Here is a 13,653-nt window from a genome sequence, read left to right as displayed (position 1 = left end):
CCATATCAGAGATTCTTTTCCTATCCCCGGTAGTGTCTGGACGCTCAGGCTACTTTTCCAGGTTATTTTATTTCTGTAATACAGAGGTTTTATGATAGGTCATATCACAAATTCTGGCGGCAATAGCTCTTTGATGAAACATGATGTGGTGCAAGGAAATAATAAATTAGATCTTGATTTACTACGTAATTTCAATGGGGTACCAAGGTTAAATCGAGAAAATTTTATTTATATCAGCAATATATTTTTAAATATAAAACAACGGAACGAAAAAAATCATTCAATAAATATGTTTCGTGAAGTCTCAATCAGTAATGATATTATAAGCGTAAAATTTTATAGAAATGAAAAAATAGAGTGTGCTTGTGATTTTCTGATGGATAAAGATGCGCAGGGGTATATCGACCTGTCTGATTTGGATTTAACAAGTTGCCATTTTAAAGGTGACGTTATTTCGGAGGTATCTTTTTTATCGTCAAATCTACAACATGCAACTTTCGAATGTAAAGAAATTGAGAATTGCAATTTTACTAAGGCAACAGTTAATAATGTCATATTTAAATGTCGACGTTTACACAATGTGATTTTTCTCAAAACGAGTGGCGAATGTGTTGATTTTAGCCAAAATATTCTTGATACCGTTGACTTTTCTCAGAGTAACTTTGGTCATGGTAATTTTCGCGAATGTCAGATTAAAAATTCAAACTTCGATAATTGTTATCTTTATGCTTCGCACTTCACCAGAGCAGAATTTCTTTCTACCAAAGAAATATCATTTATTAAATCGAATCTGACAGCTGTTATGTTTGATCATGTGCGAATGTCGACAGGGAATTTTAAAGACTGCATTACAGAGAAATTGGCATTAACGATTGATTACTCAGATATATTTGGTAATGAAGATCTTGATGGTTATATCAATGGCATTATCCAAATGATTAATACGTTGCCTGATAATGCAGTGAAATTAAAATCCGTTCTGGCAATCAAACTGGTGATACAATTAAAAATTCTTAATATTGTTAATAAAAACTTTATTGAGAATATGAAAAACACATTTAGTCATTATCCTTATGTGAGCAATCCAATTATACGTAGCTATTTATATCATGATGAAGATGATAAGTTCGATATTTTTATGCGTCAACATCGTTTTAGTAAGGTGAAATTTGATGTCACACAGATGAATACTTTCATTAATAGATTTCGTGTGAATAAATGGTTGATTGATCAAAATAATAATTTTTTTATCCAACTTATCGATCAGGCTCTACGATCATCGGATGAGATTATCAGAGAAAATGCCTGGTATCTTTATAAAGAGTGGATACGCAGTGATAATATATCACCTGTATTTAAAGAAGTTGACGATTATTTAAGAACATTTAACGCCAAGCAATTAACACAAAACGACAATATCTTTATCCTGTTTTCCTCTGTCGATGATGGGCCAGTTATGGTGGTAAGCTCCCAGCGCTTACATGATATGTTGAATCCTACAAAAGATACCCATTGGAAATCCACCTATATCTTTAAATCCAGACATGAAATGCTGCCTGTTAATATTACTCCGGAAACACTTTTCGGCTCCACATCTCATGATGAACATGCGCTTTTCCCAATTTTTACTGCAAGTTGGCGAGCTATCCATAAAAAGAATAAAGGTGTGTAAGTAAAGGAAAACATCACCATTCCTGGCATCCCGGGCGGTGATGCCCCTATGGTTGCTCTTGCCAGCACGGGCATCGGCAAGCGTAAGGTTCAACAGCGTTTTATCACTTCATGCGATTGTTGCGTTTTTGTTGCGCATTAGATCACTTAATTTGCTATACATCTCCCGTAAACACTTTTCTGCGATACAATGCCTTTACGTTATGTAACGGAGAGTTCGGCATGTCACACCCCGCGTTAACGCAACTGCGTGCGCTGCGCTATTTTACAGAGATCCCTTCCCTGGATCCGCAACTGCTCGACTGGTTGTTGCTGGAAGATTCCATGACGAAACGTTTTGAGCAGCAGGGAAAAACAGTGAGCGTGACGATGATCCGCGAAGGGTTTGTCGGGCAGAATGAAATCCACGAAGAACTGCCATTGTTGCCGAAAGAGTCCCGTTACTGGTTACGTGAAATTTTGTTATGTGCCGATGGTGAACCGTGGCTTGCCGGTCGTACCGTCGTTCCTGAGTCAACGTTAAGCGGGCCGGAGCTGGCGTTACAAAAATTGGGTAAAACGCCGTTAGGGCGCTATCTGTTCACATCATCGACATTAACCCGGGACTTTATTGAGATAGGCCGTGATGCCGGACTGTGGGGGCGACGTTCCCGCCTGCGATTAAGCGGTAAACCGCTGTTGCTAACCGAACTGTTTTTACCGGCGTCACCGTTGTACTAAGAGGAAAAAAATATGGAGTGGAGTCTGACGCAGAATAAGCTGCTGGCGTTTCATCGCTTAATGCGTACGGATAAGCCAATTGGCGCGTTACTGCTGCTCTGGCCAACATTATGGGCGTTGTGGGTGGCGACACCGGGCGTTCCTCAGCTCTGGATCCTGGCGGTGTTTGTCGCGGGTGTCTGGCTGATGCGCGCTGCCGGATGTGTGGTGAATGATTATGCTGACCGCAAGTTCGATGGTCATGTTAAGCGCACGGCGAACCGACCACTTCCCAGCGGCGCGGTAACAGAGAAAGAGGCGCGCGCGCTGTTTGTCGTGCTGGTACTGATTTCGTTTTTACTGGTGCTGACGCTAAATACGATGACCATTCTGTTGTCGATTGCCGCGCTGGCGCTGGCGTGGGTGTACCCGTTTATGAAGCGGTATACCCATCTACCGCAAGTGGTGCTGGGGGCGGCGTTTGGCTGGTCGATTCCAATGGCTTTTGCCGCTGTGAGTGAGTCGGTGCCGTTGAGTTGCTGGTTAATGTTCCTCGCCAATATTCTCTGGGCGGTGGCTTACGACACGCAGTATGCGATGGTTGACCGCGATGATGATGTGAAGATTGGCATTAAATCCACCGCAATCCTGTTCGGCCAATACGATAAATTGATTATTGGTATTTTGCAGATTGGCGTACTGGCGCTGATGGCGATCATCGGTGAGTTAAATGGCTTAGGCTGGGGATATTACTGGTCAATTCTGGTGGCTGGCGCGCTGTTTGTTTATCAACAAAAACTGATTGCCAACCGTGAGCGAGAAGCCTGCTTTAAGGCATTTATGAATAATAACTATGTTGGCCTGGTGCTGTTTTTAGGGCTGGCAATGAGTTACTGGCATTTCTGATGATGTAAAAAAGCCGGATGATCATCCGGCTTTCTTCTGGGCTGGCTGATGCGCTGCGCTTCTCAGGCCTACACAACATATCGCAATTTATTGAATTTGCAGATCATGGTAGGCCGAATAAGGCGTTTGCGCCGCATCCGGCAATTCTCACTGATTACCCTTCGCCCTGCGTCGCACTCTCAATCGTCAAACGCACGTCTGATGTAATCAACTCCGCCAACAACTGATACACCTTCATCGTTTCTGCCGGTTCGGCGTCGCCGCTATCGCTGATATACCCTTCATCACGCAGTGTCAGCACCAGAGAACTGAACACCGCCTTGTCGAAGAACTCCGGCGCATTGATACCGTGCAGCACGGAGAGACGTTGCGCGACGGTGCGGCTCTCTTTCTCCAGCGTACCGCGGTTGATCGACGGGTTGGCGCTCAACAGCCAGAAGGTGATGGCATAACGTTGCAGCGTTTCGCGCGCGCCTGCGGCCAGCAGCTGTAGCGTGCGAGAATGCGCCGGGTTGATATGCAATTCATTATCTTGCAGGGTAATCAGTCCCTGGCGCTGCATCTCATTTGCCAGCGCATCAATAACGCCCGGCAACTCGTCGCGATCCCAACGCAGGAACAGCTCCGCTTTCAGCATGGGGTAAAGCACATTGACGTGCTCCATCAATACGTCACGGGAGATGTGGCGATGCTGGGTGACAATTGCCGCCATCAACGAAGGCAGCACCAACATATGCGCAATGTTATTGCGATAGTAGGTCATCAACACTGCTTGTTCGCGCGGCAGAATGATGATGTCGCCGATAGTGTCTTTCTCGACTTCAAACTTGTTCATTTGCAGCGCGTGATCGATAAGCTCGCTGGCGCTGGCTGAAGGAACGGTAGAGTCCGTGGAGTAAGGTACATTGCGCATCAGATCCAGGTAGCAGTTGAGTTGCTCGGTTAACTGCTCGCGGGTGAGTGAGCGCTGACGTGACGCCAGAAGCGCAGTACAGCACAGGTTCATGGCGTTTGCCGCGCCTGCGTTGTTAATGCGTACCATCAGATCGGCAGCAATATTATTGACCGTCGGCGTTAACCAGGCCGGACGCACCGCTTCGATGGGATCGATAGATTCACGCCAGTCAGGTACATGCTGGTTAAGGTAGGTCATCAACGGCATTGGTTCACCGAAGTTGACGTAACCCTGACCGAGATTACGCAGCTTGCTTAAACCGCGCAGCATCTGCGGCAGGCTCTCTTTCTCTTTCGTTGCACCGCGCAGTTCTTTGGCGTAAGTACCCACTTCCATGACGTGCTCATAACCGATGTAGATCGGAATCAGCGTAATCGGACGCGTGCCGCCACGCAGCATCGCCTGAATGGTCATCGACAGTGTACCGGTTTTCGGGTCAAGCAAACGCCCCGTACGGGAACGACCGCCTTCCACAAAGTACTCGACGGAATAACCACGGCTGAATAGTTCGCCGAGATACTCACGGAAAACGGTGGAATAGAGCTTATTGCCTTTAAACGTACGGCGAATAAAGAACGCACCCAGACGGCGGAAAATCGGCCCGGCAGGCCAGAAGTTCAGGTTGATCCCGGCGGCGATATGCGGTGGCACCAGCCCCTGGTGATAGAGCACGTAAGAAAGCAGCAGGTAGTCCATGTGACTGCGGTGGCAAGGCACATATACCAGCTCATGACCGTCATGAGCCAGCTGGCGAACGCGCTCAGCGTTATGGACGTTAATGCCCTGATAAAGTCGGTTCCAGGTGAAGCCCAGAATACGGTCAGTCAGGCGAATCATCTCGTAAGAGAAATTCGCCGCAATCTCTTCCATCAGTGCAATGGCGTTCTGCTGCGCTTTTTCATGGGAGATTTTTTTGCTGCGCGCTTCATCTTCTACCGCTTTGGCAATGGCGCGGGAGGCGAGCAGCTTATTAAACAGATCCTGACGGGCAGGAAGACGTGGACCTACGGCAGCCAGACGCTGACGAGCAAAGTGCATACGCGCCACGCGCGCCAGTTTCTGCGCGATAGTTTTATCCGTGCCGTGTTCATCCGCCATACGGCGCAGCGAAACTGACGGCGAGAAACGCACAAAACTGTCGCGACCGAGCCACAGTACAGCGAAAAATTTCTGTACGCCGTTAAGCATACGCAGCGGCGGGTTCACTTCGCCTTTTTCACGCCCCGGCGCGCGACCAAACATCACCGATACTGGCACCATCTGCACATCCAGATTTGGGTTGCTACGGTGCAAATCGAGATAGTCGTGGAACAGCTTAATAGACTCTTCTTTCGGCGTGTAATAGGTGAACACACGCGGCCCGCCGTGAATGAACACATAGCGCGGCAGTAGCGTGCCGTCAATCTCCAGCGGCTCTAAGGGGTCAGGCAGGTCATGTGCCAGACACTGGGCGCGCAACGTCAGCAAATCTGCTTTCGAGTTGTACGGTAAAACGTACATAATTGGACGAGAGGTATCCAGTCCCAGTTCCGGGGCAGGATCTGCCGGAATAGACTTGCTTTTTACCAGGATGCTTAATGGTAAATTCAGTAATTTGTAGTAAATTCGTGGCCAGCCGGACATAAACGATGTAAAGCCTCTGGTTAATAATGCAAATGCGCGGCAAGGATAGCAGAAACTCATGGGAAATTCTGTGGTATCCGCTCATGTTTCGCGCGGCGTTACGCAAACCCGAATCATCGGATTTAACGGTACACTGATATTGACGCTCATAATGTAAAAAGGTTCTTTCAATGGCCAATAATACCACTGGATTCACTCGAATTATCAAAGCTGCTGGCTATTCCTGGAAGGGGTTACGCGCGGCATGGATCAACGAAGCGGCATTCCGTCAGGAAGGCGTAGCGGTATTGTTGGCGGTGGTCATCGCCTGCTGGCTGGATGTGGACGCGATTACTCGCGTGCTGCTTATCAGCTCCGTCATGCTGGTGATGATTGTGGAAATTCTCAATAGTGCCATTGAAGCCGTGGTTGACCGAATTGGCTCTGAATACCATGAGCTTTCCGGACGCGCTAAAGATATGGGGTCCGCTGCGGTACTGATCGCGATTATCGTCGCCGTGATTACCTGGTGCATCCTGTTATGGTCGCATTTTGGATAACCCTTCCAGAATTCGATAAATCTCTGGTTTATTGTGCAGTTTATGGTTCCAAAATCGCCTTTTGCTGTATATACTCACAGCATAACTGTATATACACCCAGGGGGCGGAATGAAAGCGTTAACGGCCAGGCAGCAAGAGGTGTTTGATCTCATCCGTGATCACATCAGCCAGACAGGTATGCCGCCGACGCGTGCGGAAATCGCGCAGCGTTTGGGGTTCCGTTCCCCAAACGCGGCTGAAGAACATCTGAAGGCGCTGGCACGCAAAGGCGTTATTGAAATTGTTTCCGGCGCATCACGCGGGATTCGTCTGTTACAGGAAGAGGAAGAGGGGTTGCCACTGGTAGGTCGTGTGGCTGCCGGTGAACCGCTTCTGGCGCAGCAGCACATTGAAGGTCATTATCAGGTTGATCCTTCCTTGTTCAAACCGAATGCGGATTTCCTGCTGCGCGTCAGCGGGATGTCGATGAAAGATATCGGCATTATGGATGGCGACTTGCTGGCTGTGCATAAAACTCAGGACGTACGTAATGGTCAGGTCGTCGTCGCTCGTATTGATGACGAAGTTACCGTTAAGCGTCTGAAAAAACAGGGCAATAAAGTCGAACTGTTGCCAGAAAACAGTGAGTTTAAACCGATTGTCGTTGACCTTCGTCAGCAAAGCTTCACGATTGAAGGGCTGGCGGTTGGGGTTATTCGCAACGGCGACTGGCTGTAACATATCTCTGAGACCGCGATGCCGCCTGGCGTCGCGGTTTGTTTTTCATCTCTCTTCATCAGGCTTGTCTGCATGGCATTCCTCACTTCATCTGATAAAGCACTCTGGCATCTCGCCTTACCCATGATTTTCTCCAATATCACCGTCCCGTTGCTTGGGCTGGTCGATACGGCGGTTATTGGTCATCTTGATAGTCCGGTTTATCTGGGCGGTGTGGCGGTTGGTGCAACGGCGACCAGCTTTCTCTTTATGCTGTTGCTGTTTTTGCGCATGAGCACCACCGGGCTTACTGCGCAGGCTTATGGTGCCCAAAATCCCCAGGCATTAGCCCGTGCGCTGGTACAGCCGTTGCTGTTGGCTCTGGGGGCTGGGGCGTTAATTGCGCTGCTGCGTACGCCGATTATCGATCTGGCGCTGCATATTGTTGGCGGTAGCGAAGCAGTGCTGGAACAGGCGCGGCGCTTTCTTGAAATCCGCTGGTTAAGCGCACCGGCGTCGCTGGCGAATCTGGTGTTACTTGGCTGGCTACTCGGCGTGCAATATGCCCGTGCGCCAGTAATTTTGTTAGTAGTCGGCAATATTCTCAACATAGTGCTGGATGTCTGGCTGGTGATGGGGCTGCATATGAACGTGCAGGGCGCTGCGCTGGCGACGGTTATTGCAGAATATGCAACATTGCTGATTGGTCTGCTAATAGTGCGTAAAATCATCAAAATACGCGGTATCTCCGGCGAAATGCTGAAAAAAGCCTGGCGAGGTAATTTCCGCCGTTTGCTGGCGCTTAACCGCGATATCATGCTGCGCTCGCTGTTGCTGCAACTCTGTTTTGGTGCGATCACCGTACTTGGCGCACGACTTGGAAGTGACATCATCGCTGTAAACGCGGTTCTGATGACGCTACTCACCTTTACCGCCTATGCGCTTGATGGTTTTGCCTACGCGGTTGAAGCACATTCCGGTCAGGCATACGGTGCGCGCGACGGTAGCCAGTTGCTGGATGTCTGGCGGGCAGCGTGCCGCCAGTCGGGGATCGTAGCGTTACTGTTTTCGGTGGTTTATTTGCTGGCAGGGGAACACATCATTGCGTTGCTGACGTCGTTAACCCAGATTCAGCAGCTGGCTGACCGCTATCTTATCTGGCAGGTGATTTTGCCGTTGGTTGGCGTCTGGTGTTATCTGCTGGACGGCATGTTTATAGGCGCAACGCGCGCAGCCGAAATGCGTAACAGTATGGCGGTGGCCGCCGCAGGTTTTGCGCTGACGCTCCTTACGCTGCCGTGGCTGGGTAATCATGGTTTGTGGCTGGCGTTAACCGTCTTTCTGGCGTTGCGCGGGCTTTCTCTGGCAGCTATCTGGCAGCGTCACTGGCGCAACGGTACCTGGTTTGCAGCAACGTGACGGTTAAAAATTCTGAATAAATAATCCTGGGTAAAATTCCTGACTACACTTAATCTCACGTTCAGAAGAAAAGTGAGCGTACTCTCATTCACAACCTAACGATGAGGTCTTGATTATGAATAAAGATGAAGCCGGCGGTAACTGGAAACAGTTTAAAGGTAAAGTGAAAGAGCAATGGGGCAAACTGACCGATGATGATATGACGGTCATTGAAGGTAAACGTGATCAACTGGTCGGTAAAATCCAGGAACGTTATGGTTATCAGAAAGATCAGGCAGAAAAAGAGGTCGTGGATTGGGAAACCCGCAATGAATATCGCTGGTAATTAATCCCTTCTGCCCGACGTGTACAAGGATGTACGCCCTGTTAGCGAGATTTCTTTTTCACCTGAATAGAGTGGTCATGGTGGCACTGTTCAGGATGACGACATGCTTCTATTTCTACACATGCTGAACATAATCCATGTGCTTCAATCACATTATGCCGAAGGGCAAAACCCATTTTTGCCGCCAGCGTATGCATGATGTCCTCCACACCTTCCGCACACTCTTCTTTCACCGCACCGCAGCGATCGCAAATAAACATAGCTGAAGTATGCGTTGGCTGGTCGAACAGATGACAGAGCACATAGCTGTTGGTGGACTCAACTTTATGCACAAACCCTTGCTCAAGGAGAAAGTCTAGCGCGCGGTAAACCGTTGGCGGCTTGGCTTGCGGTTCAGCTTCGCGCAACAAATCAAGCAGATCATAAGCGCTGATAGCGCCATCCTGCAGACTCATCAGGCGTAACACTTCCAGGCGCTGCGGGGTCAGGCGCACATTACGCTGCGCACAGAGTTTTTCAGCCTGCGCTAATAATTCCTGCGTTGTGGTCTTTTCCATCGGGCACCTCAAGGTGTGGGTTAAGAATGTCCTTACTTTACCATGTTCCAGGAAAAACACCGAGAACCCTTATTGTTGTTGTAATGTTGATTTTCTGTTTCATAGGTAAGGTGTTGTATAGCCAGGTGACACCATTATCAACATGACAATAATTATTACTCCATTTTTAAATACATTGCTTGAAGTTAACTCGCTATTTATTTAAATGCGTTTGAAAGTATGCCTACAGATCAGAAATTATGAGCGGTTTTTGATAGTGGCTTTTTGTCAAATGAATTATAAGAATGATACAGCTCGGTAAAAAGGTGGATAAATTATGTCAAGTATAATAGGAAGTTCAAGAGATTACTTTAATAAAAGCCTCAACTCAAATCAATACGATAATAAAGATAAAGATGTAAGCTCGAAAGAATTTAAGGATATGTATAATAAATCGGTTGATTATGCAACGATGAGTAATCGCGCTGCGATTATTGCAAAAATAGATTTGTTTATTCAGAGGATTACCCATAATTTATGGACTGCAAGTGAAAAGAATGTTTCCTTAATTGGACGAATAAATGCTCTCAAAACGTGGGTTGAGGAGTGTATTGATCAGTGCACTAATGAGCAATTAGGTGATCGTGACTATATTTCTGCATTTGTAGAACGGGCGATTTTTCATTATGCGATGGATTTTGTTTGTAATCCAATGGAAAATAGCGATGCAACTCTAATAGACAGGTGTACTTTCGATGTAATAAATCAGAATGACCTTCCCTCCGCAATTCAGCTATTTTATGATAAACCCTATGGTAAAGTACCTGTAGCGTCATTACATCTAAAAACTGTAAGCGAAGGTTTTTTAAATTTGGAAAATGCATATAAAGCAAAGAACGATGCTCGCTTAAAACCCTTGGCTTCCCTTTTACTTTCATTCTCATATGGTAGTGCATCAGCTGATATCATAGCAACAGCACGAAGAGTTAGTGATTATTGCGAAAACCACATAACAAGTCAGATAAAAATATTATCTCGTCAAGTGATGAAAAAAAGCCTGATGGATATGAAAGAATTAGTAAATAAAAATGAACTGAATTTTAATTTAATTCTGAATGAGAGGAAAAAGAAGGCTGAAGAAGACAATAAAGACATCACAGACATTACAGACATTACAAAAATGCAGGCTGCAGGTGAGACGTTAATTAAATTCGTTCAAGCATTTGACCCAGACTCAACGGGACCCATTGTAATTGGCAAAGATATGAATGACAAAGATATAAATGACAACGATCTCATTAACGAAGATATTATTAAGTTCATTTATGACCTATTCGGTATTGTGTTAAAAAAATAAAATATGAATTTTCTCTGTAGTATGGAATTTTTTACATAAAAGAACCCAACATTGCTTGGGTTCTTTTTTATCTATCATTGCCATTCGCCGCGAGATAGTTCAACACGCTTTTATGTATGATTTTTTATTTATCGTCGAAACTGAATTGCTTATCATTGCTTTTCACAACGCTAACATCTAATAAGATTATTTCTTCAATTCGCGAGAGCGTCACGCTTTGAAGGGATCTCATTTTTCTTTTTCAAAGAGCCAGGCGCTTCCTGTTGTTATGGTATAGTACCCCGCTATTGAGCCTCCTGAACAGTGATGCTGAATAACATAACTCCATGATATATCGTTAAAATAATCTCTACTTTTGAAAATGCACGGTAATTCTGAAATGCAAAAAATCAACCAAACCAGCGCAATGCCTGAAAAAACTGACGTTCACTGGAGTGGTCGGTTTAGCGTTGCACCAATGCTCGACTGGACGGACAGGCACTGCCGTTATTTCCTGCGTCTGCTTTCCCGCAATACGTTGCTGTATACAGAAATGGTGACCACAGGGGCGATTATTCACGGTAAAGGTGATTACCTGGCGTACAGTGAAGAAGAACATCCGGTAGCGTTGCAACTGGGCGGTAGCGATCCGGCGGCGCTGGCGCAGTGTGCGAAGCTGGCAGAAACGCGCGGATATGATGAGATCAACCTGAATGTCGGCTGCCCGTCTGACCGGGTACAGAACGGCATGTTTGGTGCGTGCCTGATGGGCAATGCGCAGCTGGTTGCCGACTGCGTGAAAGCGATGCGCGATGTCGTATCGATTCCGGTGACGGTGAAAACGCGTATTGGCATCGATGACCAGGACAGCTATGAATTTCTCTGCGATTTCATCAACACCGTTTCCGGCAAAGGCGAGTGTGAGATGTTCATCATCCACGCACGTAAAGCCTGGCTTTCTGGGTTAAGCCCGAAAGAAAACCGTGAAATCCCGCCGCTCGATTATCCGCGTGTGTATCAACTGAAGCGCGACTTTCCGCATCTGACGATGTCGATTAACGGTGGCATCAAGTCGCTGGAAGAGGCTAAAGCACATTTGCAACATATGGATGGCGTGATGGTCGGGCGCGAAGCGTATCAGAATCCAGGCATTCTGGCGGCGGTAGACCGAGAGATCTTTGGTTCTTCGGATACCGATGCCGATCCGGTGGCGGTGGTGCGTGCCATGTATCCGTACATTGAGCGTGAACTCAGCCAGGGGACGTATCTCGGCCATATTACCCGGCATATGCTGGGCTTGTTCCAGGGTATTCCTGGCGCGCGGCAGTGGCGGCGTTATTTAAGTGAAAATGCCCATAAAGCGGGTGCTGACATTAACGTGCTGGAACACGCGCTCAAACTGGTGGCAGATAAGCGTTAACTTTTCACCAAAAAGTAGTCAAATTCACCACGCCCTGCGCACCGTCGCGGGGCGTTTTGCAGTTAAATCAATAGATTATTTTTGGCATGATTCTTGTAATGCCAGCAAGAGATTTCATATTTGGGAGAGCATCATGCTGGAACTACTTTTTGTGATTGGCTTTTTTGTCATGCTGATGGTCACCGGCGTTTCGTTGCTGGGTATTATCGCTGCGTTGGTTGTGGCGACGGCCATTATGTTCCTCGGCGGTATGCTGGCATTGATGATTAAGTTGCTGCCGTGGCTGTTATTGGCGATTGCGGTGGTGTGGGTTATTAAGGCGATTAAAGCACCAAAAGTGCCGAAATATCAGCGCTATGACCGTTGGCGTTACTAAGGGATTGTGCGGACGATCACAACCTAAGGTTTTATCCTTAGAACAAAATAGGAATTGATAATCAAATCTGTCACTATTGCGCCTCTAACAGATTCATCGTGCTGTACCCTACATACAGCCGAACTATAAAAAGAAAGGGCTTCCCAGGTGGAAGCCCTATTTCTTTTATGGAATCAACAGGCTGGAACCTTGCGTCGCCCGGCTTTCCAGAATCTCATGCGCACGCTGCGCATCCTTCAGCGGATATTTCTGTTGTTCGGCGACATCGACCTTAATCACACCGCTGGCAATCAAAGAGAATAGTTCATTACTGGCCTCGGTTAATTCCTCCCGCGTGGTGATATAGCCTTGCAGGGAAGGGCGTGTCACATACAACGAGCCTTTCTGATTGAGAATGCCTAAGTTCACACCGGTAACCGCGCCTGATGAGTTGCCAAAACTGACCATTAAGCCGCGGCGTTGCAGGCAATCCAGCGACCGTTCCCAGGTGTCTCTGCCCACGGAATCGTACACCACGCGCACTTTCTTGCCACCGGTGATCTCTTTTAACCGCTCGACCAGATTCTCTTCGCGATAGTTAATAACCTGCCATGCGCCCGCTTTTAGCGCACTCTGCGCTTTTTGCGCGGTTCCCACGGTGCCGATAAGTTTCGCCCCAAGGGCTTTTGCCCACTGGCAGGCAATTAAGCCAACGCCGCCAGCCGCTGCGTGGAACAGGAACTGCTCATCAGGTTTAATTTCATAGGTTTTGCGCAGCAGATAATAAACCGTTAAGCCTTTCAGGAATGATGCCGCCGCTTGCTCAAAAGAAATTGCCGCGGGCAGAATCGCCGCTTTATCGGCATTGACGTTATGCACAGAGCTGTAAGCGCCTAATGCCGACTGTGCATAGACTACGCGATCGCCTGCCTTAATATGCTTTACACCACTGCCGACTTTACTCACGATGCCTGCCGCTTCGGTACCTAATCCGCTGGGTAGCGATGGCGGCGGATAAAGGCCGCTGCGGATATACGTGTCGATAAAATTGATGCCGATGGCTTTATTTTCGACCTGGATTTCATTCTCCGCCGGATCGGCAGGAGTGAACTCTACGGCTTGAAGTACTTCCGGGCCACCGTGCTTATGAAATTCAATTCGTGTTGCCATGT

13 protein-coding genes are annotated in these 13,653 nt (G+C 47.5%); 10 read left to right on the top strand and 3 right to left on the bottom strand.

What is annotated here, in order from left to right; all coding sequences use genetic code 11:
- Positions 1–91: 91 nt before the first annotated feature.
- The 3 genes from AACU19_RS14495 to ubiA all read left to right on the top strand — a co-directional run bounded on the left by AACU19_RS14495 (position 92) and on the right by ubiA (position 3,276).
- Positions 92–1,672, top strand: coding sequence for a SopA family protein (locus tag AACU19_RS14495; RefSeq protein WP_105279083.1), 1,581 nt, complete (start codon positions 92–94; stop codon positions 1,670–1,672).
- A gap of 221 nt (positions 1,673–1,893) precedes the next feature.
- Complete coding sequence (gene ubiC, locus AACU19_RS14490) at positions 1,894–2,391, top strand: chorismate lyase (RefSeq protein ID WP_001353542.1); 498 nt, start codon at positions 1,894–1,896, stop codon at positions 2,389–2,391.
- Between the two features lie 12 nt (positions 2,392–2,403).
- The gene (ubiA, locus tag AACU19_RS14485) at positions 2,404–3,276 is read left to right on the top strand and encodes a 4-hydroxybenzoate octaprenyltransferase (protein WP_000455227.1); all 873 of its coding nucleotides are present in this window, start codon (positions 2,404–2,406) and stop codon (positions 3,274–3,276) included.
- A gap of 154 nt (positions 3,277–3,430) precedes the next feature.
- Here the strand turns inward: ubiA and plsB are convergent, their stop codons facing one another.
- The gene (gene plsB / locus AACU19_RS14480) at positions 3,431–5,854 is read right to left on the bottom strand and encodes a glycerol-3-phosphate 1-O-acyltransferase PlsB (RefSeq protein WP_105277369.1); all 2,424 of its coding nucleotides are present in this window, start codon (positions 5,852–5,854) and stop codon (positions 3,431–3,433) included.
- Between the two features lie 170 nt (positions 5,855–6,024).
- Here plsB and dgkA point away from each other — a divergent pair, with 170 nt between their 5' ends.
- From dgkA to AACU19_RS14460, 4 genes are all read left to right on the top strand, one after another.
- Entirely contained in the window at positions 6,025–6,393 is a 369-nt protein-coding gene (dgkA, locus tag AACU19_RS14475) for a diacylglycerol kinase (protein ID WP_000002907.1), read from the top strand.
- Between the two features lie 109 nt (positions 6,394–6,502).
- Positions 6,503–7,111 (top strand): transcriptional repressor LexA, encoded by a 609-nt coding sequence (gene lexA / locus AACU19_RS14470; protein WP_000646078.1) that lies wholly within the window; start codon positions 6,503–6,505, stop codon positions 7,109–7,111.
- A 72-nt stretch (positions 7,112–7,183) separates the two neighbouring features.
- Positions 7,184–8,509, top strand: coding sequence for an MATE family efflux transporter DinF (dinF, locus tag AACU19_RS14465; protein ID WP_123057665.1), 1,326 nt, complete (start codon positions 7,184–7,186; stop codon positions 8,507–8,509).
- 115 nt (positions 8,510–8,624) lie between these two features.
- Positions 8,625–8,834: a CsbD family protein gene (locus AACU19_RS14460; protein ID WP_001030595.1), complete on the top strand. Its 210-nt coding sequence runs from the start codon at positions 8,625–8,627 to the stop codon at positions 8,832–8,834.
- Between the two features lie 41 nt (positions 8,835–8,875).
- On the opposite strand, the gene zur is transcribed toward AACU19_RS14460, so the two are convergent.
- The gene (gene zur / locus AACU19_RS14455) at positions 8,876–9,391 is read right to left on the bottom strand and encodes a zinc uptake transcriptional repressor Zur (protein WP_001353540.1); all 516 of its coding nucleotides are present in this window, start codon (positions 9,389–9,391) and stop codon (positions 8,876–8,878) included.
- Between the two features lie 316 nt (positions 9,392–9,707).
- On the opposite strand from zur, the gene AACU19_RS14450 reads away from it, so the two are divergent.
- The 3 genes from AACU19_RS14450 to pspG all read left to right on the top strand — a co-directional run bounded on the left by AACU19_RS14450 (position 9,708) and on the right by pspG (position 12,502).
- A complete protein-coding gene (locus AACU19_RS14450) occupies positions 9,708–10,727 on the top strand; it encodes a DUF2713 family protein (protein ID WP_105279081.1) in 1,020 nt (339 codons plus the stop codon).
- A gap of 361 nt (positions 10,728–11,088) precedes the next feature.
- On the top strand, positions 11,089–12,126 hold the full coding sequence (gene dusA / locus AACU19_RS14445) for a tRNA dihydrouridine(20/20a) synthase DusA (RefSeq protein WP_001355080.1): 1,038 nt from the start codon (positions 11,089–11,091) through the stop codon (positions 12,124–12,126).
- 133 nt (positions 12,127–12,259) lie between these two features.
- Positions 12,260–12,502, top strand: coding sequence for an envelope stress response protein PspG (gene pspG, locus AACU19_RS14440; RefSeq protein WP_000891404.1), 243 nt, complete (start codon positions 12,260–12,262; stop codon positions 12,500–12,502).
- A 165-nt stretch (positions 12,503–12,667) separates the two neighbouring features.
- Here the strand turns inward: pspG and AACU19_RS14435 are convergent, their stop codons facing one another.
- Entirely contained in the window at positions 12,668–13,651 is a 984-nt protein-coding gene (locus AACU19_RS14435) for a quinone oxidoreductase (RefSeq protein WP_001601108.1), read from the bottom strand.
- Positions 13,652–13,653 lie beyond the last annotated feature (2 nt).

The sequence above is a fragment of the Escherichia sp. MOD1-EC4550 genome (assembly GCF_963876935.1).
Lineage (GTDB): Bacteria > Pseudomonadota > Gammaproteobacteria > Enterobacterales > Enterobacteriaceae > Escherichia > Escherichia coli_F.
The sequence above is the reverse complement of the archived record's forward strand: the minus strand, read 5'-3'. Positions and strand labels throughout refer to the sequence as shown.